Here is a 22,537-nt window from a genome sequence, read left to right as displayed (position 1 = left end):
TTTTTCATAAAAAAAGAGGGCCGCACGCCAGCGTGCAGCCCCCGAATTATCCTATATTGGTAAAAATTACAACTTAGGACCAGCAGCAACCAAAGCCTTACCAGCTTCGTTGCCAGTGAACTTAGCGAAGTTCTTGATGAAGCGTCCAGCCAAATCCTTAGCCTTCTCTTCCCACTTGCAAGCGCAATCGTAAGTGTCACGTGGATCCAAGATCTTAGGATCAACACCCGGCAACTCTGTAGGAACAACGAAGTCGAAGTAAGGAATAGTCTTAGTTGGAGCTGACTCGATAGAACCGTCCAGGATAGCGTCGATGATACCACGAGTATCCTTGATAGAGATACGCTTGCCAGTTCCGTTCCAACCAGTGTTCACCAAGTAAGCCTTAGCACCAGTCATTTCCATCTTCTTAACCAACTCCTCAGCGTACTTAGTTGGGTGCAAGCTCAAGAATGCAGCACCGAAGCAAGCAGAGAATGTAGGAGTAGGCTCAGTGATACCACGCTCAGTACCAGCCAACTTAGCAGTAAATCCTGACAGGAAGTAGTACTGTGCCTGCTCTGGGTTCAGGATAGATACTGGAGGCAATACACCGAAGGCATCAGCTGACAGGAAGATAACCTGCTTAGCGTGAGGACCCTTAGAAACCGGCTTAACGATGTTCTCGATGTGGTAGATAGGATAAGAAACACGAGTGTTCTCAGTTACGCTCTTATCTGCGAAATCGATCTTACCGTCAGCAGCAACAGTTACGTTCTCCAACAAAGCGTCGCGCTTGATAGCGTTGTAGATATCTGGCTCAGACTCCTTGTCCAGGTTGATAACCTTAGCGTAGCAACCACCTTCGTAGTTGAATACACCTTCGTTATCCCATCCGTGCTCGTCATCACCGATCAACAGACGCTTAGGATCGGTAGACAAAGTAGTCTTACCAGTTCCTGACAAACCGAAGAAGATAGCAGAGCTCTTGCCTTCCTTGTCAGTGTTAGCTGAACAGTGCATAGAAGCGATACCACGCAATGGGTTGTAGTAGTTCATCATAGAGAACATACCCTTCTTCATCTCACCACCGTACCAAGTGTTCAGGATAACCTGCTCCTTAGTAGTCAAGTTGAATACTACTGCAGTCTCAGAGTTCAAGCCCAGCTCAGCGTAGTTCTCAACCTTAGCCTTAGAAGCGTTGTAAACAACGAAATCAGGCTCACCGAAGTTAGCCAACTCCTCAGCTGTAGGACGGATGAACATGTTAGTTACGAAGTGAGCCTGCCAAGCAACCTCAACGATGAAACGAACTTTCAGACGAGTACCTTCGTTAGCGCCGCAGAATGCGTCAACTACGAACAAACGCTTGTTAGAAAGCTCTTTTGCTGCCAAGTCCTTCAAAACCTTCCAAGCCTCAGTAGTAACAGGCTTGTTGTCATTCTTATACTCTTCAGATGTCCACCATACAGTGTTCTCAGAAGTTGCATCCTTAACGATGAACTTATCTTTAGGAGAACGACCAGTGTAGATACCTGTCATTACGTTAACTGCACCCAGCTCGGTTACCTGGCCTTTTTCAAAGCCTTCCAAACCAGCCTTTGTCTCCTCTGCGAACAATACGTCATAAGACGGATTGTGCAAAATTTCAACGGCACCAGTAATGCCGTACTTACTCAAATCAATATTTGCCATTTTACTAAAAAATAAAAATTGGTTATTATTTAGTGATAATTATATGCAGTGCTTTTTGCGATACAAATGTAGGCATTTTTGCCCGCATAGGGAAACAAACACGCGATTTATTTTTTCCAAAAGGGTATCTTTTATCATTAATTTAGAGAAAGGCGCTTGACAAATGTTACATTTGCTAAACGGACATTGCATTTGCGCTTTTAAATCGCTATTTTTGCTGCGATTTAAAAACAAAAAGGATCTATGAAGATTATTGATTTTGGCAAACAAACCACTGTGATCAACAAGTACATCGAGGAGCTGAGAAACATACACGTGCAGAACGACCGGGCGCGCTTCCGCCGCAACCTGGAACGCATCGGTGAAATGATGGCTTTCGAAATCAGCAAAACGCTGAACTATTCCACCAAGGAGGTGCAGACTCCACTGGGCACGGCTCAGGTGTGCACGCACGACGACTCGATTGTGCTGGCTACAATATTCCGCGCCGGACTGCCTTTCCACCAGGGATTCCTGAATGTGTTCGACCATGCCGACAATGCCTTTGTATCGGCCTACCGCTACTACAAGGACAAGGAATGTCATGATGTGGGCATCCACATCGAATATATTGCTTCTCCGGGCATGGAGGGCAAAACCCTCGTCATCGCCGATCCGATGCTGGCCACGGGAGGAAGCATGGAGCTGGGACTCAAAGCCTTTGAAACCAAAGGTACGCCCGCACAGATTCATCTTTGCTGCGTCATTGCCAGCAAAAAAGGAGTGGAATTCCTGCAAGAGCTGCTCGGAAATCAGGAGAATGTCACACTATGGTGTGCGGCAATAGACGATGAGCTGAATGAAAAAATGTATATCGTACCGGGATTGGGCGATGCCGGAGATCTGGCATACGGAGAAAAGATATAAAAGTACCTCCGCCGGGAATCGAACCCGGATTGACGGTTTAGGAAACCGTAGTTCTATCCATTGAACTACAGAGGCGCTTAAAACAATGCAAAGATAGAACTTTATTTGCATTTCCAAACGAAGATAAACAAGTTTTTTACATCTGCCGGCCCTTTTGACAGGGGTGCAGATGGATGAATTTCAAGATTAAAGCTGGAATATTTGGAGCGGCAGGCTTGCCTGTCCTTCAGAATATTCCGGCTTTAATCTTTCGCCTGCAAGGCTCTTTCCGGCCGCTTGAAAGACATGTCCGCACAGCCGCTATAGTTCTGAAAAATCATCCCAATGGTTTTCTAAAATGATTGGGATGATTTTTTCATTTCATCGAAATGATTTTCTGAAAGCGTCGGGAGCGTCTGTTTCCGGTTTCCCGACTTCCCCGGCACACAGCAAAGCCACCGAAGAAAAACAAAAGAGGTTGCGCCCGCACGGACGCAACCTCTTTTTAATATGCTTGAATTTTCAGATTATGCTGCAACCTGATCGTTCTCCTTAATCTTCTTACCCATAGTCAGGAAGGCAACCGGAGCTGCCATGAAGATAGAAGAACAAGTACCGATAACCACACCCAGAATCATGGCGAAGGCAAAGCTGCGGATGCTCTCTCCACCCAGGAAGAAGATACACAGCAATACCACCAAAGTGGTGAGTGAAGTATTGATGGTACGAGTCAAAGTAGTATTCAATGAGTCGTTGAACAGCACCTGCTTGTCGCGTGTCGGATACAGATGCAGGAACTCACGGATACGGTCGAATACCACCACCTTATCGTTGATAGAATAACCGATAGCCGTCAGGATGGCACCGATGAAGGTCTGGTCAATCTCCAGTGAGAACGGAACCCAGCCCCAGCACAATGAGTATGCACCGATAATCAGGAAGGTATCGATAGTCAAAGCTACTACAGCACCTACAGAGAAGGCTACGTTACGGAAACGCAACAGGATGTAGAGGAAGATAGCAACCAAAGCCAATACCACAGAAACGATAGCACCGTAAGTGATATCCTCGGCAACAGCCGGACCTACCTTCTGAGAACTGATGATAGAACCACCGGCACGCTCATCGCGGTTGATGAAGGTATTCAGATCCAAATCCTTAGCCAGCAGGTCGGCACCCTTCAGGGCCTCGAACAACTTGGCCTCGATTTCAGAATCCACATTGGTTCCTGACTCCTGGATGCGGTAGTTGGTAGAGATACGCAAGGTGTTGCCCTCTGTACCCAAAGCGATAACCTGAGTAGTAGCATCGCCGAACTTGTCGTTCAACAAGGCTCTTACATCTTCTGGCTGTACCTGCTTCTCGAAGAGAACCACAAAGTTACGTCCACCGGTGAAGTCGATACTCTTGCTCAAGCCACGTACGACCAATGAACCGAGGCTGACCAGAATCAGAACACCGAATACGATGAATGACTTCTTGTAAGCGCTCATGAACTTGTAATGAGTATCTTTCAGGAACTTAGCCGACAGAGAAGTGGTGAAAGTAAGTTTTGTCCACTTGTCTTTCTCCAGGAAGTGGTCGTAAACCAAACGTGTTAAGAACACGGCAGTGAAGAAAGATACCAGGATACCGATGATCAAGGTGGTAGCAAAACCACGGATAGGACCTGTACCGAAGTTGAACAGGATCACACCGGTAATGATAGATGTCAAGTTAGAGTCGAAGATCGCAGAGAAGGCATTTGAATAACCGTCCTTCAAAGCGGCACGTACGTTCTTTCCTGCGCGCAATTCCTCTTTGGTACGCTCGTAGATCAGCACGTTGGCATCCACAGCCATACCCAAAGAAAGTACCATACCGGCAATACCGGACATAGTCAGCGCTGCCTGGAATGAGGTAAGGATACCCAGAGTGAAGAAGAAGTTCAGAATCAAGGCACCGTTAGCCACCATACCCGGAGTGAAGCCATACATGAAACACATGTAGAACATCAACAGGATGAAGGCAATCACGAATGAAGTGATACCCTGGTTGATAGATTCCTGACCCAAGGTAGGACCAACAATTTCCTCAGAAACGATGTGTGCCGGAGCCGGCATCTTACCTGACTTCAATACGTTGGCCAAGTCACGTGTATCTTCGATAGTGAAGGAACCGGTAATTGAAGAAACACCACCGGTGATTTCACCCTCTACATTCGGAGCACTGTATACATAACCGTCCAGAACAATGGCAATGCAACGATCCTTGTTTGCCTTTGTCAGAACAGCCCAACGGCGGGCACCGTCTGTATTCATGGTCATGCTGACACAAGGACGACCGAACTGATCGAAATCATCTTTAGCGTCAGTAATTACGTCTCCTTCGAGCGGAGCACGTCCGTTGCGTGAAGTTACCTTGATGGCATACAGTTCGTATACATCACCGGCACTGCCCTTACCTACAGGCTTAACACCCCAAACCAACTTCATGTCAGTAGGAAGAATCTCCTTTGCCTCTGGAGAAGCCAGACAAGCGTTTACGGCAGCGGTATCACGCCATACAGAATAACCAACTACACAACCGGCAGGTCCCTGAGCCAGCTGCAGTACAGAAGCCAGCGGATGTTCCTTGCGCAGTTTGGCATCAGCCTCACTAGTAGAAGCGGCAGCCTTAGCCTGGGCCTTGTCGCCACCCTTCAGAGCAGCTGCCAGATCTACAGCCTTGGCCTGAGTCTTTGCGCTGTCGGCAACAGTAGAATCGGCCGGAGCGGCAGCCTGTGCAGTAGTGTCAGCATCGGTCTGACCGGCAGCAGCCAGACGGCTGTCCAAAGAAGCCAGATAAGGAACAGCTTCCTGAGTAGTATAAGTTTCCCAAAACTCCAGATTAGCACTACCCTGCAACAATTTACGTACACGGTCTGGTTCCTTGATACCCGGCATTTCCACCATGATACGGCCCATCTGTCCTTCCAAAGTCTGGATATTCGGCTGAACCACACCGAAGCGGTCGATACGGGTTCTCAATACATTGTATGAATTGTCAACGGCAGCTTTTACCTCTTCTCTCAGCACAGCCTCTACCTCAGCATCGGTACTCTTTGAAGAAACCTTTCCTTTCAACTGCTGAGTGGCAAAAAGCTCTGCCAGATTAGAATTCGGAGCCAACTCTTTGTATTTGGTTACAAACAGCTTGATGAAGTCGCTCTGGCTCTTTTCTGCTTCAGTCTTGGCATAGTCAACAGCCTGCAGGAAAGCCGGATCTGTCTTGTGATCAGCCAAAACCTTAATTACATCAGGAACAGAAACCTCCAGGATTACGTTCATACCTCCCTTCAGGTCCAATCCCAAACCAATCTCCATCTCACGACATTCCTTCAATGTCCATGTACCCATCCACACCGGCTCGTTCATTACTGAATCCAGGTAGTGGTCGCCTGCTTCCGCACCCTGAGTCTTGGTTATTTCCTCTGCCTTGTTCATCTGGTAGCGAGTAACAAATGAGAAGGACAAATAGAAAATACAAACAAGAGTCAGCAGTAGAGCAAACACTTTTACAAATCCTTTGTTTTGCATTTCTAAATTGTTATTTACTTTATTATTAATTTACTGATATTAGTTACGAAGCCGCAAATATAAGTTTTTTTTAGATTAAGTCCGCAAATTAAGAGATTAATTTAGTATTTTGTGTCCAAATTACCCTTATTAATATATGTTATAAGCGGATAATGATCTGAAGTTTTTATCGATCTGTCTATTTGTGTCGCATAAGATTTCAGATTCTTGGAATGGAACACATGGTCGATTCTCACATAGAAAAGATCCTTATTGTAAGAAAAGCCGGGACCATTGCCAGATTCCACAAACGAACTGACCAGTTCCTTTCCGAAACGGTTACAAGTGTAGGATATCGGGGAATCATTGAAATCACCGCATACAATCACCGAAGAGCTTCTGTCGCGCTTGATGTATTTCGTAACAATGTCCACCTGAGGCGAACGGATTACAGAGGCATTCGACATTTTTCTCATCAGCAGACGCATTCCGTTTTCCATCTTTTCCTTTTCCGGATCAAAAATCATGCTTTTATACACACTTTTGTCCTCTACAGTCAACCGGTTCGACTCCAGATGATTATTAACGACCAACAGGGTATCTCCCTCATACAGCAGGTGATAGGCCACACTACCGTTACTCTCACTGTCATATTTTATGGCCTCTACAGACAGAATCGGCATCTTAAAATATGCATGTTCCATCAGTTCCTTGTTTTCATTCACAATCTTCGGCACCGAATAACCGGCCTCCTTCATTTTCTCATCCAGCAGTCTCCGTATCGGTCCGGTAGCTTCCTGAATACAAACGATATCGGCATCCGATTTTAAGATATACTGAAGAATTTCATTGTCTTCCTGTTTCTTGCTTTCTTCTGTGCCGCCAAAAGCCGCCACATTATATGTCAATACCTTCAGTGCATCCTTGGGAGGATCTTTTTTCCAATTTATCGGACAATAATCATTCAGGTAAGGAAAACTCAATAACAGAGTCACGATTGGAATCAGGCTATAGCGGACATAAAAGATCAGCCAGAAAAAAAGAAAGAGAATGTTAATGACCAGAAATATGGGAAAAGCCAGACCGAACAAGGACAGACGCGGATAATCTGCCGGAACCAGATACACGGACCAGCAAGAAAACAACAACAGCAGAGACGAAGTGATATTCGCCCCTGCCATTATCTGTAGTACTATTTTTTTGATTTTTGTCAACATGGTCTATTGCTGGCTGGCATCAAACAGTTTCCGCTTCTCTTCATCTGTAAGGCTTCCATAGCCATCGCGCTTCACTTTCTCCAGAATCCGGTCAATCTCTTCCGAGCGCTGCTTCTTGCGGGCGTTATAGTCCATATCCTCAGACATTTTGCCGCGTGAAGCATGCATCTGGGGCTTTGCAGAAAACATCTTCCGGAAAAGATCCTGCACTTTCTGCCGCAGCTGTTCCCACGAAGAGGAGCCTCCGTAATAACCGTTGCCACCGCCGTTTTTGCGCCAGTACATAATCAGAATCCAGGCAAAGATCATTCCTCCCAAGTGGGCAAAATGAGCGACTCCGTCGCCGCGGTTTCCCAGTCCCAGGAAAAGTTCCAAAACAGCATATCCGATTACGAAATACTTTGCCTTGATGGGCACCGGCAGTGGGAAAATAAACATTCTTTCATTCGGGAAGGTCACTCCGAAAGCCAGCAAGATACCATAGACTGCTCCGGATGCTCCCACGGTGGTCCAGAAATTCAGGTAAGTAGACAGCGGCATGGTGTAACCGTCTACAGAAACCAGACCGTCCAAAGGCAGACTTCCCAGGCCGTTCATCATAAAGGAAAAGTATTGCACCACCTCCTGAGTCAGACCCGCACCGATTCCGCATATCAGATAGAAGAGTAGAAAGCGCTTTGGTCCCCACATGGTTTCCATCACGCGACCGAACATCCACACGGCCAGCATATTAAACAGAATATGTTGGAAGTTGCCATGCATAAACATGTAGGTCACCAACTGATAGAGATGAAAGTCGGAGGCCAGAAAGAAATGCAGACCCAACACATCGTTCAAGTCCAAATCATAGCGCATGCCCAATATCTGTTGCGCCAGAAAAAAAAGAATATTGATTATAATCAAGTTTTTGGTAATGGGCGGCATATTCATCATATTGCTTCTTAAATATAAATACGCTGCAAAAATAAATATTTTATTCCATTCCCTGAGCAAGGAAAACACCTTTGCGACTTATTTTTCGTAAAAAGAAATACTTTTTCAGAAAATAATTTGTTTTAAACGGCAGTTTCTCTATATTTGCGACATTATTGATTCAGAAACTACTTAATTTATAAAGACATGAATAAAACAGATTTAATTAACGCCATTGCAGAAGGTGCAGGTTTGAATAAAGTTGAAGCAAAAAAAGCATTAGATATTTGCCTGGACTCAATTTCTGAGGCTTTGAAGCAGGGAGACAAAGTATCTCTTATCGGCTTCGGCACATTCTCTATCAGCGAGCGTCCAAGCCGCACCGGTATCAATCCGAGAACCAAGGAGCAGATCACCATCGAGGCAAAGAAGATTATCAAATTCAAGGCCGGAAGTGAATTGACAGACTCTATTCAGTAAACATAACAGAGAAAGCATCGGACGGGAAGTTCCGATGCTTTTCTTTTTTTACGGAACAAATTCAAGCTAAAAGCTAGATTCTCACCGCAATCATTCCATAAAAATTAAACAAGTAGCTTTCCTATATCCCTTTTTCTGCGTATCTTTGCGAACAAAATCATACTTATTTAGTTTATGGAAATTGAGAAAAAAATTGTATCGGCCGTAGCCGCCGGAATCAAGCAGCTTTACGGACAGGAAGTGCCGGAAAGCACAATACAGTTGCAAACCACCAAAAAAGAATTTGAAGGTCATCTCACCCTCGTTGTATTCCCATTCTTGAAAGTATCCAAAAAGAAGCCGGAAGATACCGCCCAGGAAATCGGTACTTATCTGAAAGAGAACCTTTCTGAGGTCGTAGCCGATTTCAACGTAATCAAGGGATTCCTGAATCTGACCATTTCTTCTGCCTGCTGGATTGACCTTCTCAACTCAATCCATAAACAGGAAAAGTTCGGATTCACTCCAGTAACTGAGCAGTCTCCGCTCGTAATGATCGAATATTCTTCACCAAACACCAACAAGCCATTGCACCTGGGTCACGTGCGTAACAACCTTTTGGGATGGGCGCTGGCACAGATCATGGAGGCTAACGGAAACAAGGTTGTCAAGACCAATATCGTGAACGACCGTGGTATCCACATCTGCAAGAGCATGCTGGCCTGGCTGAAATACGGTAACGGAGCCACTCCGGAGTCAACAGGCATCAAGGGCGACCACCTGATCGGTGACTATTATGTAGCCTTTGACAAGCACTACAAGGAGCAAATCAAGGAACTGATGGCGCAGGGCATGAGCGAGGAAGAAGCCAAAAACGAAGCTCCGCTGATTAAAGAGGCTCGCGAAATGCTGGTGAAATGGGAAAACAATGACCCGGAAATCCGCGCTTTGTGGAAGAAGATGAACGACTGGGTTTATGCCGGTTTTGATGTGACTTACAAAGCATTGGGCGTAAGCTTCGACAAGATTTATTATGAATCTGACACTTATCTGGAGGGTAAGGACAAGGTGATGGAAGGACTGGAAAAGGGCTTCTTCTTCAAGAAAGAGGACGGTTCTGTTTGGGCTGACCTGACCAAGGAAGGACTGGACGAGAAGCTGTTGCTGCGTTCTGACGGTACTTCTGTATATATGACTCAGGATATCGGTACCGCCAAACTGCGTTTCCAGGATTATCCGATCAACAAGATGATCTATGTGGTAGGTAACGAACAGAACTATCACTTCCAGGTGTTGTCTATCCTGCTCGACAAACTGGGCTTCGACTGGGGTAAGAGTCTGGTGCACTTCTCTTACGGAATGGTGGAACTGCCAAACGGAAAGATGAAGAGCCGCGAGGGAACCGTAGTAGATGCCGACGATCTGGTAGCCGAAATGATCGCTACCGCCAAGCGTACTTCTGAGGACAAGATCAACAAACTGACTGACATCAGCGAGGAAGAGGCCAACGAAATTGCCCGCATCGTGGGTCTGGGTGCCTTGAAATACTTCATCCTGAAGGTTGACGCACGCAAGAACATGCTGTTCAACCCGGCAGAAAGTATCGACTTCAACGGCAACACCGGTCCGTTCATCCAGTATACTTATGCCCGTATCCGCTCTATCTTGCGCAAGGCTGCCGAGGCAGGTCTGACTGTGCCGGCAGAATTGCCTCACAACACCGAGCTGAGCGAGAAGGAAATCAGTCTGGTACAGAACCTGGCCAACTTTGCCCTGATTGTAAAACAGGCCGGCAACGACTACAACCCGGGATGCATTGCCAACTACTGCTACGAGCTGGTTAAGGAATACAACCAGTTCTATCACGACTTCAGCATCCTGCGCGAAGAGGATCCGAACAAGAAGATCTTCCGTCTGGCTCTCTCTGCCAATGTAGGAAAAGTCATCAAGCTGGGCATGAGCTTGCTGGGCATCGAGGTGCCGGAAAGAATGTAAGCCTTGCAGCATGAGCAAACAAAAATATTATGTAGTGTGGAATGGAGTCTGTCCGGGAATCTATACTTCCTGGACAGACTGCAAACTGCAGATCAACGGTTATGCCGGTGCCGTTTATAAGTCTTTCGACAGTAAAGAAGAAGCCGAGCAGGCCTATCAGTCCGCCCCCGAGCTTTATTTCCAAAAGAAGGCGGCTCCCGCTCCCGAAAAGAGCAGTACGGCCGTGGAGCGCCACGATTCTGTCATGATGCTGCCTCCGGAAGTCATAGCCGAGGCGCTGGCAGTAGATGCGGCATGCAGCGGTAATCCCGGCAAGATGGAATACAGAGGTGTTTATCTGAGAACCGGTGAGGTTGTGTTTCACTACGGCCCGGTACACGGCACCAACAACATCGGCGAATTTCTGGCCATTGTGCATGCCCTGGCCCTGCTGAAGCAGAAAAACAGTTCCATGCCCATATACTCCGACAGTAAAATAGCCATGCTTTGGGTCAGCAAGAAGCAGTGCAAGACCAAACTGGAGCTCAACGCCAAGACCGCTCCCTTGCATGATCTGATCCAAAGAGCGGAAAACTGGCTGAAGAACAACTCCTACCAAACTCCTATATTAAAATGGAAAACCGAGATTTGGGGAGAGATTCCAGCCGATTTCGGACGCAAGTAAATCTATATTAAACGCTTTTTTATGAAAGAATTTCTTCAAGTGATGAAAAGATTCGCCTGGCCTTATAAGAAATATATGGCCTGGTCGGTCTTGTTCAACCTTCTCTCTGCCGCCTTGAACGTATTTTCCTTTTTATCCCTCCTCCCCTTGCTGAATCTGCTGTTCGGTATGGACACCACACAGTATCACTTCATCAGTTGGGAGAATCCGGACATGAGTATCAAGGATATTGCCATCAACAATCTGTATTATTATACCACTGTGTTGATTCACAACTACGGAGAGTCTCTGTCCTTATTGTTCATCGGCTTGTTTCTGGCTTTTGCCACTCTGCTGAAAACCACCTTTTACTTTGCCTCTTCGGCCATCATGATTCCTTTGCGTACAAACGTGGTGCGCGACATCCGTGTGCTGCTGTATAACAAAATCGTGCGCCTGCCCTTGTCCTTCATGTCGGACGAGAGGAAAGGCGACATCATGGCCCGCATGAGCGGCGACGTGTCGGAGGTGGAGAACTCCATCACCAGTTCGCTGGATATGCTCATCAAGAACCCGATTCTCATCATCTTCTACTTTGCCACCATGCTGATTACCAGCTGGGAGCTGACGCTCTTTACCATCATTGTCATTCCGGGAATCGGTTGGGTGATGGGTAACATCGGACGAAAGCTCAAGCAGCGCTCACTCACGGCACAGAATCTGTGGAGCGACACGCTGACTCAGCTGGAGGAAACCCTCGGCGGACTGCGCATCATCAAGGCCTTCATCGCCGAAAAGAAGATGAGCGACCGGTTTGAAAAGTGCTGCAACGAATACCGCACGGCCTGCAACCGTGTGGCTACCCGTCAGGCTTCGGCTCACCCCGTGAGCGAGTTCCTCGGCACCTGTCTCATTGTTCTGGTGCTGTGGTTTGGCGGTACGCTGATTTTCTCAGACCACTCGCCGATCGACGCTCCTACCTTTATTTTCTATCTGGTGATTCTGTACAGCGTCATCAACCCGCTGAAGGAATTCTCCAAAGCTGGATACAATATTCCTAAGGGACTGGCCTCTATCGAGCGTATCGACAAGATTCTGAACGCAGAAAACCCGATCAAGGAAACCACCACACCGCAGCCCATCAAGGATCTGGAGACGGAGATTGAGTTCCGCGATGTTTCTTTCCAATATACACCGGCCAAACAGGTACTCAAGCACATCAACCTGACCATCAAGAAAGGACAGACCATCGCTCTGGTAGGCCAGTCGGGTTCCGGAAAATCCACTTTGGTAGACCTTCTGCCCCGCTACCACGATGTCACTTCGGGAAGCATCACCATCAACGGAACCGACATCAAGGATTTCAGCATCCACGGCCTGCGCTCGATTATCGGTAATGTCAATCAGGAGGCTATCCTCTTCAACGATTCCTTCTTCAACAACATTGCCTTTGGTGTGGAGAACGCCACTATGGAGCAGGTGATCGAGGCTGCCAAGATTGCCAACGCCCATGACTTTATCATGGAGAGCGAAAACGGTTACGAAACCAATATCGGCGACCGGGGATGCCGTCTGTCGGGCGGTCAGCGCCAGCGCGTGAGCATCGCCAGAGCCATCCTGAAGAATCCGCCGATTCTGATTCTGGACGAGGCAACTTCGGCACTCGATACCGAATCGGAACGCTTGGTACAGGAAGCGTTGGAGCGCCTGATGAAATCGCGTACGACCATCGCCATCGCTCACCGTCTGTCCACCATCCGTCATGCCGACGAGATTTGCGTGATGCACGAAGGAGAGATTGTAGAGCGCGGCACACACGAAGAACTTCTGGCCAAAGGTGGCTATTACAAGAAGCTCAATGACATGCAACAGTTATAATCTGACAATAAAACGTTCCGGGTGCGAATCGGCATAAGGATTCGCACCCGGATTTTTTTATGGTGGTCATCCGGAAATGAATTTGCCATGAGTTCCCGAAACTGAAAAAATCCGGACACCGATACTTCCTGACCTTCGGAAGCAGTCAATGAAGCATCTCGATAATTATCAGTCATTTACATACGATGCGCATTTCCGGCCGTTCATCCGAAAAAATAATCCTGATGAAATGCAACAGTCATCCCAATGACTTTAGAAAATCATCCTGATGATTTTCTAAAGTCCCGATGATTGCGGAGCAGCGTCCCCGAAGCGGAGGTATAAAAAACAACAAAGGAGCCGAACCTGTCTTGTGGTTCGGCTCCTTTGTGTATATTAATAAGGTATAGAAATCGGGATTATTTCTTTCCGTACAACACAGGATTGGTATCCGGATCGTTGTACATCTTCATCTGCTTGTATACCTTCATGTATTTTCTTCCCTGCTCAATGTCGGTCAGCAACTGGTCGATGGCCAAAGAAAGGTCTTTCTGCTGCTCCAACAGCACATCCAGCTTTTTCTGACACATAGCTACGTGCTCGGCCGAAGCATCATTGCGCTCTACCTGCTCGCTCATGTGGTAAATCTTCAGAGCGAGGATAGAAAGACGGTCAACAGCCCATGCCGGACTCTCTGTATTGATGGTGGCGTCAGCCTGTACGGTCACATCCTTGTATTTGGTATAGAAGAAACTGTCAATCAACTCAACCAGGTCGGTTCTGTCCTGATTGCTGGCATCGATTCTTCTCTTCAGGGCCAAAGCTTCAACCGGATCAATCTGCGGATCGCGGATGAGGTCTTCCAAATGCCACTGCACGGTGTCAATCCAGTTTTTCAGATAGAGATCGTGCTCAATGGTGTGCTCCTTATAAGGATTGTTAATCGGGGTATCGACATCGTTTGTCCGGTGATAATCCTCAATGACACGGACAAAAATAGAATTACAGAGTTCAGTAAACGTCATCATAAAATTGTTTTTTTGATTTTTATTTTGCAAATCTAGGCAAACTTTACCGAACAGGCAATACAAATCAGACAAAAAGTACGTACCTTTGCTTCTATGAAAGTAATCGTAGACAATAAGATACCCTTTATCCGCGAAGCAATCGAACAGATTGCGGATGAAGTGGTTTATATAAAAGGCAGTGAGATCAGCGCTCCGGACGTGCGGGACGCCGACGCCCTGATTGTGCGCACCCGCACCCGCTGCAACCGGCAGCTTCTTGAAGGAAGCCGCGTAAAATACATCGCCACCGCCACCATCGGCTTTGACCATCTGGACGTGGAATATCTGAAAGAAAAAGGCATCACCTGGAAAAACTGCCCGGGCTGCAATGCCAATTCCGTGGGGCAGTATGTGCATTCCTGCCTGCTTCTGCTCGACCAGAACGGACTGATCGACCTGAACCACTGCACCTTGGGAATCGTAGGAGCCGGTCATGTGGGAAAAGCCGTAGGCCGGGCTGCCGCCTCGCTCGGTGTCCGTGTGCTGTATAATGACCCGCCTCTGGAAGAAAACGGAACGGCAAACGACATGCATTTCTCTACTCTGAAGGAGCTGCAACAGGAATGCGACATCATCTCCTTCCATACTCCGTTGGTACTGAACGGACCGCATCCGACCTATCATCTGGCCGACCGCACGTTCCTGAACGGCCTGAAAAAAGAATGCATCCTGTTCAACACCAGCCGCGGCGAGGTGGTTGACAACGAAGCACTGCTGGATGTCCTGCAACAGAAAGGCATACGCGATGCCGTGATCGACACCTGGGAAAATGAACCCCACATAAACCGCGAACTGCTGCAACGTGTGTTCATCGGCACACCGCACATCGCCGGATACTCGGCCGACGGAAAAGCCAATGCAACACGCATGGCGCTCGAAGGGCTTTGCCGTTTCTTCGGTCTCCCCTTCTGCTATGAGATTTCTGCTCCGGAGCTGCCCGAAGAACTGCGCCCCGCCCCCCACTGCACCCCGCGGGAAAGAGCACTCTGCCTGTACAACCCTCAGAGAGACAGCCTACTGCTGAAAGAGCATCCCGAAGAGTTCGAGGAGCTGCGCGGCAACTATCCTTTACGGCGTGAAAAATAGTTTTTAAAGCCTTATAAATGCACAAAGAAGTATTAAATGTGCAGTTTGAGTGAATTTATTTAGTTCATTTCTTGCATAAAAGAATAAAAAATAGTTCCTTTGCAATCGAAATAATGAGACTTTACTAACATTATTAATAATTTAAAACTAGAAATTATGTCTGAAATCGAATCAAGAGTAAAAGCTATTATCGTTGATAAGTTGGGTGTTGATGAGTCAGAAGTAGTAGCAACTGCAAGCTTCACAAACGACCTGGGTGCTGACTCTCTGGATACAGTAGAGTTGATCATGGAGTTTGAGAAAGAGTTCGGAATCAACATTCCAGACGATCAGGCTGAGAAGATCGCAACTGTAGGCGACGCTATCTCTTACATCGAGGCTAACGCTCAGTAATATTTTTTTATTCCCTACTATACATGGAATTAAAAAGAGTAGTAGTAACAGGACTTGGAGCCCTTTCCCCATTGGGTAATTCTGCCGAGGAAACTTGGAAGAACATGCTGAATGGAGTAAGTGGAGCAGGTCCTATTACTCATTTTGATGCTTCTATGTTCAAGACTCAGTTTGCCTGCGAGGTGAAAGACTTCAAGGTGACTGACTTCATCGACCGCAAGGAAGCACGCAAAATGGATTTATATACCCAATACGCCATTGCCTCTGCACAGATGGCTGTTACTGATTCCGGCATTGATCTGGAAACAGTGAACAAGAACCGTATTGGTGTTATTTATGGTGTCGGAATCGGCGGTATTCACACTTTTGAAGAAGAAGCCGGTTACTATGCTGTTACCGGAAAGGAAATGGGTCCGAAATATAACCCGTTCTTCATTCCGAAAATGATTGCAGATATCGCTGCCGGTCATATCTCTATCCAATATGGATTCAGAGGACCGAACTATTGTACCACTTCTGCTTGCGCTTCATCAAGCAACGCCATTGCCGATGCGTTCAATCTGATCCGTTTGGGCAAGGCCGACATGATCCTGAGCGGTGGTGCCGAAGCAGCTATCTGGCCTGCCGGAGTCGGCGGTTTCAATGCCATGAAGGCACTTTCAACCCGTAACGATGACCCTACCCGTGCATCACGCCCGTTCAGCGCAAGCCGTGACGGATTTATCATGGGCGAAGGTGCTGCCTGCCTGATTTTGGAAGAACTGGAGCACGCCAAAGCGCGCGGCGCCAAGATTTACGCCGAAATGGTAGGTGCCGGAATGTCGGCAGATGCATATCATATAACAGCCTCTCACCCAGAAGGCTTGGGAGCTATGCTGGTGATGCAGAATGCTTTGGATGATGCTCACATGCAGCCGGAAGACATTGACTACATCAATGTTCACGGAACATCTACTCCTGTGGGAGATATCTCTGAGGCTAAAGCCATCAAAGCACTCTTCAAAGAGCATGCTTATAAACTGAACATCAGTTCAACCAAGTCCATGACGGGCCACTTACTCGGTGCTGCCGGTGCTCTCGAAGCTATGGTCAGCGTCTTGTCCGTACAGAATGACATCATTCCTCCAACCATCAATCACGAAGAAGAGGATCGTGATCCGGAAATCGATTACAACCTGAACTTCACTTTCAACAAAGCACAGAAACGCACCGTACGTGCCGCTCTGAGCAACACTTTTGGCTTTGGAGGTCATAATGCATGTGTAATCTTTAAGAAATACGCAGAATAATCGTGTTTCACATTAATGTCATAGAAAGAATGAAGCTCCCTTTTAGAAAAGAAAAGGAGCTTTATTCTTCTTTATACCAGATCCTTGGCTTTTATCCCAAGGATATCCGTTTCTATAAACAGGCTCTTCTGCACAAATCCTCTTCCGTGAAGAGCGAACAAGGAAAATGGATCAATAACGAGCGACTTGAATTCCTGGGCGATGCTATTCTGGATGCCATTGTGGGAGATATTGTCTTCCGCCGATTCGACGGCAAAAAGGAGGGCTTCCTCACGAATGCACGCAGTAAAATAGTACAGCGGGAAACACTGAACAAGGTAGCCATCGAAATCGGGCTGCACAAACTCATCAAATACTCAGTCCATTCCAACAATTCACACAACAGCAACATGTGTGGCAATGCCTTTGAAGCACTCATCGGAGCCATTTATCTGGACCGGGGCTATGACTGCTGCATGCAGTTCATGCAACGCCGCATTCTGGATAAATACATCAGTGTGGACTCCATCGCCTATAAAGAAGTCAACTTCAAAAGCAAGCTGATTGAGTGGACTCAAAAGAACAAGGTCGGCATCTCTTTCGAACTGCTGGAGCAAGGAAGCGAAAGCGACGGGACTCCGATTTTCTCTTCACAGGTGTTCCTGCAAGGCATTCAGTGCGGTATAGGCAAAGGCTATTCCAAGAAAGAAAGCCAGCAGACCGCAGCCAAAGAGACTTTGGAAATGCTCAAGAAAACCGGATTCACACATAAGATTCTTAATGCAAGAAGCTTGTCGCCAGTAACCGAAAAGGCAGAACCGGAGCAGAGCACTCAGACTTCCACGGAAACAGCCCTAACGGATTCTGCTACAGAAGCTGTCCATTCATCAGAAGCCGAGGTGTCAATAACCGTTTCTGAACCAGACACTTCAATGAAAAAAGGAAACAGGAAGCTGTCGAAGAAAGAAATCATTGAAGCAGCAGAACGAGCTGCTTTCGAAGCCTGACTTCCAAAGTTTCCTATTAAAATCAATAAAAACGGGTCAAAACCTAGATATTCTAAGAACTTTGCTTTATTTTTGTATAAATGTTTCATGCGATACAAAAATAAAGCAAAGATGAATAAAACAAGCATCATAAGAAATGTCTTCAAACCCCGCGAAAGGCAACTTAATCTGCACTTTACCGCGGCAGAAGAACTCCAGCTGAAAACTCTTTTCTCTCTTGTTCAAAAAGCCAGTCAGACGGAATGGGGCAAAAATCACGGTTTTGACCGTATCAAAACCTACGAAGATTTTGCAGCCTCTTCTCCAATCAATACATACGAAGAACTGAAATTCTTTATTGATCGCATGCGTCAGGGTGAAAAGGACGTGCTTTGGCCCGGTCAGGTGAAATGGTATGCCAAATCATCGGGAACCACCAATGACAAGAGCAAGTTTATCCCCGTGAGTAAAAACGGATTGCATGACACACACTATAAAGGAGGTACCGATGCCGTTGTTCTCTATTTGAAGAACAATCCTCAAAGCCGCATCTTCGACGGCAAGGCCCTGATTCTCGGCGGAAGCCATGCACCGAACTATAATCTTCCGAACAGTCTGGTGGGCGACCTGAGTGCCATTCTCATTGAGAATATCAATCCATTGGTCAATATGATCCGCGTGCCCAAGAAGAGCACCGCCCTGCTCAGCGATTTCGAGATCAAGCGCGACCGTATTGCCCGCGAATCCATCGGCCAGAATGTAACGAATCTGAGCGGTGTGCCCTCATGGATGCTTTCTGTGCTGAACCGCGTGATGGAAATCACCGGCAAGCAGCATCTGGAGGAAGTCTGGCCGAATCTGGAAGTTTTCTTCCACGGCGGAGTGGCCTTTACCCCTTACCGGGAGCAATATAAGCATCTGATTACCTCGCCCAAGATGCATTATATGGAGACCTATAATGCTAGCGAAGGCTTCTTCGGATTGCAGAACGACCCGAATGATCCGGCCATGCTGCTGATGCTCGACTACGGTGTGTTCTATGAATTCATCCCGATGGATGAGCTGGAAAACGAAAATCCCGCCGTCGTTCCATTATGGGGTGTGGAAACAGGACGCAACTACGCCATGGTGATCTCTACTTCGAGCGGCCTGTGGCGCTACATGATCGGCGACACGGTGAAATTCACCTCTACCAATCCTTACAAGTTTATTATCAGCGGACGCACCAAGTTCTTTATCAACGCCTTCGGCGAGGAACTCATTGTGGACAATGCGGAAAAGGGACTGGCCGTCGCCTGCCGCGAAACGGGAGCTCAAGTTCTGGACTATACCGCCGCACCGATATTTATGAACGCACAGGGAAAGTGCAGCCACCAGTGGGTCATTGAATTCGCCCGCGAGCCGGATTCTCTGGAACGCTTCACCGATATTCTGGACCGTTCTTTGCAGGAAATCAACTCCGACTATGAGGCCAAACGCTACAAGGACATCACCCTGCAGCGACTGGAGATTGTCGTAGCCCGCAAAGACCTGTTCAACGACTGGCTCAAACAGAAAGGAAAACTGGGCGGACAACACAAGGTGCCCCGTCTGAGCAACAACCGAACTTATATCGAAGAAATTTTATCTCTGAACTAATCTACAGAAATGCAGAAAAAGAAAATTACCAAAGCTCTGTGCTTCGCCATACTCACCATTCTGGTTTACGCCTGCGCCAGCATGGGAAATCCTCAGGGAGGTCCCTACGACGAAACGCCGCCCAAGGTAGTGCGCAGCAATCCGGACAACAAAACCACCAACAACAAGCAGAAGCGCATCTCCTTGCTCTTTGACGAATATATCAAACTGGAGAATGCCTCCGAAAAGATTGTCGTATCTCCGCCACAAAAGGAGATGCCCGAAATCCGTACGGAAGGCAAGCGAATCGATATCGAGCTGTTCGACTCTTTGCAGCCCAACACCACTTATACCATCGACTTTGGCGATGCGATTGTGGACAACAACGAGGGTAATCCTATGGGACAGTACACCTACTCCTTCTCAACAGGAAGTGAGATTGACACGATGGAAGTGTCTGGAAATGTGCTGAATGCCGAGGATCTGGAACCGATAAAGGGAATCCTTGTGGGACTGCACCGCGAAACGGACGAAAAGGCCCTGCGTACCAAACCGTTTCTGCGCGTGGCACGTACCAATGGAAGCGGCTTCTTCAACATCAAGGGTATTGCTCCCGGACGTTATCACATCTTTGCCTTGCAGGATGCCGACGGCGACTTTCTGTTTAACCAGAAAAGCGAACAGATTGCTTTCGACACCACCGTTGTGGTGCCTTACAGCACTCCGGACGTGCGGAACGACACCGTGTGGCACGATTCCACTCATATTGATTCCATCCGTTATGTGCCCTACACCAAGTTTCTCCCCAACGACATTGTGTTGCGTGCCTTTAAAGAAGCCGGACAGGACTTGCACTTGCTCAAGATAGAGCGCCCCGTGCCCAACCGCTTTACCGTGTATTTCACGGCACCATCGGACACGCTCCCCGTCATCAAGGGATTCAACTTCAATCCGGAAACCGCCTTCCTGCTGGAAGCGTCCGAGCACAAGGACACGCTGACTTATTGGATTAAAGATACTCTGACAGCCAATCTGGACACCCTGAAGTTCTCGCTCACTTATCTCGACACCGACACTCTGGGACAGCTCGTTCTGCGTACGGACTCCCAGGAGCTGGCCGCCAAGAAAAGCCGAGAGCGGATTGAAAAGGAACTGAAGGAGAAAATAGAAAAATGGGAGAAGGACAACGAACGCCTCCGGAAAAAGGGCATGGCCACCAAGAAAGAGAATCCTTTCCTGAAGTCGTATATGACCGCCCAACTGTCCAGCTTCGGCAGCATGGCTCCGAACCAGAATGTAACCATCACTTTCGGACAACCGATTGAGCGGGTGGACACCACGCTTTTCTCCTTCCAAAGGAAAGTGGATACGCTTTGGGTGGACGAACCTTATCTGTTCCTGCCCGTAGAGGGACAGGTGCGCAGCTTCCGGCTTTATGCCGAATGGGAACCGGGAAAGGAATATAAGTTTGTGGCCGACACGGCCGCCTTTACCGACATCTTCGGCACAGAGAGCAACAAGGTGGAATGCAGCGTCAAAATCAGTCCGCTGGAGAGTTTCGGCGCCCTGTTCATCCATCTGGCCATTCCCGACACACAGGCCGTAGTGCAACTGCTCGACGCATCGGGACGCATCTACCGATCCATACAAACCGTAAAGAACCGGGCCGATTTCTTCTATCTGCAACCGGCAACTTATTACGTGCGGGCATTCATCGACGTGAATGGCAACGGTGTGTGGGACACCGGAAACTATGACGAAGGACTGCAACCCGAGCCGATGTATTACTTCCCCAAGCCCATCCCCGTGAAAGTGCGTATGGAGATTGAGCAGGAATGGAATCCGACCAGCATCCCGCTCACCAAACAGAAAGCTCCGGAAATCACCAAGCAAAAACCGGATCAGGAGAAAAAGATTCTCCGTAGAAACCAAAACTATAACCGATAAACAGATAAAATTATGAGAAGATCTTTTGTCTGGATCAGCCTTATGCTGCTGTGCATAAGTTCTGTCATGGGCCAATGCCCGGTAAAGAACACGGCTTTCAAGGCCGGCGAAGTGTTGACTTACGATTTGTATTTCAACTGGAAGTTCGTTTGGATTAAGGTGGGAAATGCCAGCATGGACATTTCCAACACGCGCTATAAGGGAAAAGATGCCTACCGCTGCCACCTGATTACCCGAGGCAGCAAGCGTGCCGACAAATTCTTTGTGATGCGCGACACGCTGGTCAGCATCGTGGACCACTCCATCGTGCCCTACTACTTCCGCAAGGGAGCCCTGGAGGGCAAACGCTACAAGGTGGACGAGGTGTGGTATGACTATAAGAACGAGCACACTCTGATTCACCAGCGCTACAAGAATGCCGAGCATAAGGTGACCGTACAAGACAAAAGAAGTCCCGAGTGTGTGTATGACATGCTCAGCATGCTGCTGAAGGCGCGCTCCTTCAAAACCGAAGGTTATAAGGTGAACCAGAAAATCAAATTCCTGATGGCCGATGGTGATGATGTGAAACAGGAGACACTGATCTATCGGGGCAAGAAGAACTTCGAGATGGAAAATACCGGAGTCACTTACCGATGCATGGTGTTCTCATTCGTGGAATATAAGGACAACAAGGAAAAGGAAGTCATCACCTTCTACGTTACCGACGACGAGAACCACTTGCCCGTACGCCTGGACATGTATCTGAACTTCGGTTCGGCCAAGGCTTTCCTGACCGGATACAAGGGAGTGAAGAACCCGATGTCCTCCATCATCAAGAAGTAAGAAACAGGAAATAATTCTCAAGGCATCCCGAAGCTATCGCCTGACAGACGACAGCTTCGGGATGCTTTTTTTGTATCCGTGCAGCAGAACAGTGTGACGTCTTCAAGCGGGATTCTCCTTTCAGAATATCCGTTTTTTCCGGATTCTGCTGACAAAGCCTTTATTTCAAA

17 protein-coding genes and 1 tRNA gene are annotated in these 22,537 nt (G+C 47.7%); 12 read left to right on the top strand and 6 right to left on the bottom strand.

What is annotated here, in order from left to right:
• Positions 1-66 precede the first annotated feature (66 nt).
• Positions 67-1,674 (bottom strand): phosphoenolpyruvate carboxykinase (ATP), encoded by a 1,608-nt coding sequence (gene pckA / locus DXA74_RS04365; RefSeq protein ID WP_118525610.1) that lies wholly within the window; start codon positions 1,672-1,674, stop codon positions 67-69.
• Between the two features lie 243 nt (positions 1,675-1,917).
• Between pckA and upp the strand changes: the two genes are divergently transcribed.
• Positions 1,918-2,580 carry a uracil phosphoribosyltransferase gene (upp, locus tag DXA74_RS04360; RefSeq protein ID WP_118525609.1) on the top strand — a complete coding sequence of 221 codons (663 nt, stop codon included), beginning with the start codon at positions 1,918-1,920 and terminating at the stop codon, positions 2,578-2,580.
• A 3-nt stretch (positions 2,581-2,583) separates the two neighbouring features.
• On the opposite strand, the gene DXA74_RS04355 is transcribed toward upp, so the two are convergent.
• The 4 genes from DXA74_RS04355 to DXA74_RS04340 all read right to left on the bottom strand — a co-directional run bounded on the left by DXA74_RS04355 (position 2,584) and on the right by DXA74_RS04340 (position 8,245).
• Positions 2,584-2,655 (bottom strand) — tRNA-Arg (locus DXA74_RS04355).
• Positions 2,656-3,086: 431 nt separating this feature from the next.
• Positions 3,087-6,116 carry a protein translocase subunit SecDF gene (gene secDF / locus DXA74_RS04350; RefSeq protein WP_118525608.1) on the bottom strand — a complete coding sequence of 1,010 codons (3,030 nt, stop codon included), beginning with the start codon at positions 6,114-6,116 and terminating at the stop codon, positions 3,087-3,089.
• A 101-nt stretch (positions 6,117-6,217) separates the two neighbouring features.
• The gene (locus DXA74_RS04345; RefSeq protein ID WP_158576016.1) at positions 6,218-7,276 is read right to left on the bottom strand and encodes an endonuclease/exonuclease/phosphatase family protein; all 1,059 of its coding nucleotides are present in this window, start codon (positions 7,274-7,276) and stop codon (positions 6,218-6,220) included.
• Between the two features lie 39 nt (positions 7,277-7,315).
• Entirely contained in the window at positions 7,316-8,245 is a 930-nt protein-coding gene (locus DXA74_RS04340; RefSeq protein ID WP_118525606.1) for a rhomboid family intramembrane serine protease, read from the bottom strand.
• Positions 8,246-8,431: 186 nt separating this feature from the next.
• Between DXA74_RS04340 and DXA74_RS04335 the strand changes: the two genes are divergently transcribed.
• The 4 genes from DXA74_RS04335 to DXA74_RS04320 all read left to right on the top strand — a co-directional run bounded on the left by DXA74_RS04335 (position 8,432) and on the right by DXA74_RS04320 (position 13,199).
• A complete protein-coding gene (locus DXA74_RS04335) occupies positions 8,432-8,704 on the top strand; it encodes an HU family DNA-binding protein (RefSeq protein ID WP_118525605.1) in 273 nt (90 codons plus the stop codon).
• A 174-nt stretch (positions 8,705-8,878) separates the two neighbouring features.
• A complete protein-coding gene (gene argS / locus DXA74_RS04330) occupies positions 8,879-10,678 on the top strand; it encodes an arginine--tRNA ligase (protein WP_118525604.1) in 1,800 nt (599 codons plus the stop codon).
• Between the two features lie 10 nt (positions 10,679-10,688).
• The gene (locus tag DXA74_RS04325) at positions 10,689-11,342 is read left to right on the top strand and encodes a viroplasmin family protein (RefSeq protein WP_118525603.1); all 654 of its coding nucleotides are present in this window, start codon (positions 10,689-10,691) and stop codon (positions 11,340-11,342) included.
• A gap of 21 nt (positions 11,343-11,363) precedes the next feature.
• Entirely contained in the window at positions 11,364-13,199 is a 1,836-nt protein-coding gene (locus DXA74_RS04320) for an ABC transporter ATP-binding protein (protein ID WP_118525602.1), read from the top strand.
• Positions 13,200-13,597: 398 nt separating this feature from the next.
• On the opposite strand, the gene DXA74_RS04315 is transcribed toward DXA74_RS04320, so the two are convergent.
• A complete protein-coding gene (locus tag DXA74_RS04315) occupies positions 13,598-14,203 on the bottom strand; it encodes a DUF4254 domain-containing protein (protein ID WP_118525624.1) in 606 nt (201 codons plus the stop codon).
• A 96-nt stretch (positions 14,204-14,299) separates the two neighbouring features.
• Here DXA74_RS04315 and pdxB point away from each other — a divergent pair, with 96 nt between their 5' ends.
• From pdxB to DXA74_RS04280, 7 genes are all read left to right on the top strand, one after another.
• Positions 14,300-15,331, top strand: coding sequence for a 4-phosphoerythronate dehydrogenase PdxB (gene pdxB / locus DXA74_RS04310; protein ID WP_118525601.1), 1,032 nt, complete (start codon positions 14,300-14,302; stop codon positions 15,329-15,331).
• Positions 15,332-15,487: 156 nt separating this feature from the next.
• The gene (locus DXA74_RS04305) at positions 15,488-15,724 is read left to right on the top strand and encodes an acyl carrier protein (protein WP_118525600.1); all 237 of its coding nucleotides are present in this window, start codon (positions 15,488-15,490) and stop codon (positions 15,722-15,724) included.
• A 23-nt stretch (positions 15,725-15,747) separates the two neighbouring features.
• A complete protein-coding gene (gene fabF, locus DXA74_RS04300; protein WP_118525599.1) occupies positions 15,748-17,013 on the top strand; it encodes a beta-ketoacyl-ACP synthase II in 1,266 nt (421 codons plus the stop codon).
• A 29-nt stretch (positions 17,014-17,042) separates the two neighbouring features.
• The gene (gene rnc, locus DXA74_RS04295) at positions 17,043-17,999 is read left to right on the top strand and encodes a ribonuclease III (protein WP_118525598.1); all 957 of its coding nucleotides are present in this window, start codon (positions 17,043-17,045) and stop codon (positions 17,997-17,999) included.
• A 111-nt stretch (positions 18,000-18,110) separates the two neighbouring features.
• Positions 18,111-19,616 (top strand): GH3 auxin-responsive promoter family protein, encoded by a 1,506-nt coding sequence (locus DXA74_RS04290; RefSeq protein ID WP_118525597.1) that lies wholly within the window; start codon positions 18,111-18,113, stop codon positions 19,614-19,616.
• A 9-nt stretch (positions 19,617-19,625) separates the two neighbouring features.
• Positions 19,626-21,542: an Ig-like domain-containing protein gene (locus tag DXA74_RS04285; RefSeq protein WP_118525596.1), complete on the top strand. Its 1,917-nt coding sequence runs from the start codon at positions 19,626-19,628 to the stop codon at positions 21,540-21,542.
• Between the two features lie 12 nt (positions 21,543-21,554).
• A complete protein-coding gene (locus DXA74_RS04280) occupies positions 21,555-22,367 on the top strand; it encodes a DUF3108 domain-containing protein (RefSeq protein ID WP_118525595.1) in 813 nt (270 codons plus the stop codon).
• Positions 22,368-22,537 lie beyond the last annotated feature (170 nt).

The organism is Bacteroides sp. OF04-15BH (genome assembly GCF_003477995.1).
Taxonomy (GTDB): Bacteria; Bacteroidota; Bacteroidia; order Bacteroidales; family Bacteroidaceae; genus Paraprevotella.
This window is presented reverse-complemented; position numbering and strand designations above follow the sequence as displayed.

Excerpts from the sequence above, each read along its gene's own strand:
- pckA (WP_118525610.1), bottom strand. The coding sequence starts at position 1,674 with ATGGCAAATATTGATTTGAGTAAGTACGGCATTACTGGTGCCGTTGAA.
- upp (WP_118525609.1), top strand. The coding sequence starts at position 1,918 with ATGAAGATTATTGATTTTGGCAAACAAACCACTGTGATCAACAAGTAC.
- secDF (WP_118525608.1), bottom strand. The coding sequence starts at position 6,116 with ATGCAAAACAAAGGATTTGTAAAAGTGTTTGCTCTACTGCTGACTCTT.
- DXA74_RS04345 (WP_158576016.1), bottom strand. The coding sequence starts at position 7,276 with ATGGCAGGGGCGAATATCACTTCGTCTCTGCTGTTGTTGTTTTCTTGC.
- DXA74_RS04340 (WP_118525606.1), bottom strand. The coding sequence starts at position 8,245 with ATGATGAATATGCCGCCCATTACCAAAAACTTGATTATAATCAATATT.
- DXA74_RS04335 (WP_118525605.1), top strand. The coding sequence starts at position 8,432 with ATGAATAAAACAGATTTAATTAACGCCATTGCAGAAGGTGCAGGTTTG.
- argS (WP_118525604.1), top strand. The coding sequence starts at position 8,879 with ATGGAAATTGAGAAAAAAATTGTATCGGCCGTAGCCGCCGGAATCAAG.
- DXA74_RS04325 (WP_118525603.1), top strand. The coding sequence starts at position 10,689 with ATGAGCAAACAAAAATATTATGTAGTGTGGAATGGAGTCTGTCCGGGA.
- DXA74_RS04320 (WP_118525602.1), top strand. The coding sequence starts at position 11,364 with ATGAAAGAATTTCTTCAAGTGATGAAAAGATTCGCCTGGCCTTATAAG.
- DXA74_RS04315 (WP_118525624.1), bottom strand. The coding sequence starts at position 14,203 with ATGACGTTTACTGAACTCTGTAATTCTATTTTTGTCCGTGTCATTGAG.
- pdxB (WP_118525601.1), top strand. The coding sequence starts at position 14,300 with ATGAAAGTAATCGTAGACAATAAGATACCCTTTATCCGCGAAGCAATC.
- DXA74_RS04305 (WP_118525600.1), top strand. The coding sequence starts at position 15,488 with ATGTCTGAAATCGAATCAAGAGTAAAAGCTATTATCGTTGATAAGTTG.
- fabF (WP_118525599.1), top strand. The coding sequence starts at position 15,748 with ATGGAATTAAAAAGAGTAGTAGTAACAGGACTTGGAGCCCTTTCCCCA.
- rnc (WP_118525598.1), top strand. The coding sequence starts at position 17,043 with ATGAAGCTCCCTTTTAGAAAAGAAAAGGAGCTTTATTCTTCTTTATAC.
- DXA74_RS04290 (WP_118525597.1), top strand. The coding sequence starts at position 18,111 with ATGAATAAAACAAGCATCATAAGAAATGTCTTCAAACCCCGCGAAAGG.
- DXA74_RS04285 (WP_118525596.1), top strand. The coding sequence starts at position 19,626 with ATGCAGAAAAAGAAAATTACCAAAGCTCTGTGCTTCGCCATACTCACC.
- DXA74_RS04280 (WP_118525595.1), top strand. The coding sequence starts at position 21,555 with ATGAGAAGATCTTTTGTCTGGATCAGCCTTATGCTGCTGTGCATAAGT.